1 protein-coding gene is annotated in these 647 nt (G+C 50.1%); it reads left to right on the top strand.

The annotated features are described in order from the left end of the window. A partial coding sequence (locus tag ACTHSW_RS10805; RefSeq protein ID WP_440373915.1) for a collagen-flanked surface repeat-containing protein occupies positions 1-647 on the top strand: 647 nt, incomplete at both ends.

The raw sequence follows: 647 nt of genomic DNA, 5'->3' as shown, positions 1-647 counted from the left end.
AAAGGCGAAAAAGGCGACAAAGGTGACCAAGGTGAAGCCGGCGCTAAAGGCGAAAAAGGCGACAAAGGTGACCAAGGCGAAGCCGGCGCTAAAGGCGAAAAAGGCGACAAAGGTGACCAAGGTGAAGCCGGCGCCAAAGGCGAAAAAGGCGACAAAGGTGACCAAGGTGAAGCCGGTGCTAAAGGCGAAAAAGGCGACAAAGGTGACCAAGGCGAAGCCGGCGCTAAAGGCGACAAAGGTGACCAAGGTGAAGCCGGCGCTAAAGGCGAAAAAGGCGACAAAGGTGACCAAGGTGAAGCCGGCGCTAAAGGCGAAAAAGGCGACAAAGGTGATACTGGTGAAAAAGGCAGCAGCGTCACTGGCGAAGTTGTAAATAACAATGACGGTACTCATACCATCACTATTACTAATGAAAGTGATGGCTCAGTCACTACTACCATCGTTAAAGACGGTGTAGACGGTAAGAATGCTAAAGCTGACGTCAAAGACAACGGCGACGGCACTCACACTGTAACCATCACTGATGGCGAAGGTAATACCACTACTACTATCGTTAAAGACGGTAAGAATGCTGAAGCCGAAGTTAAAGACAACGGCAACGGTACTCATACTGTAACCATCAAAGACGGTAACGGTAATACCACTAC

This window comes from Neisseria sp. P0008.S004, from assembly GCF_051962755.1.
GTDB classification, from domain to species: domain Bacteria; phylum Pseudomonadota; class Gammaproteobacteria; order Burkholderiales; family Neisseriaceae; genus Neisseria; species Neisseria subflava_A.
Note: the sequence above shows the minus strand (reverse complement) of the source record. Positions and strands in the feature narration are given on the sequence as shown.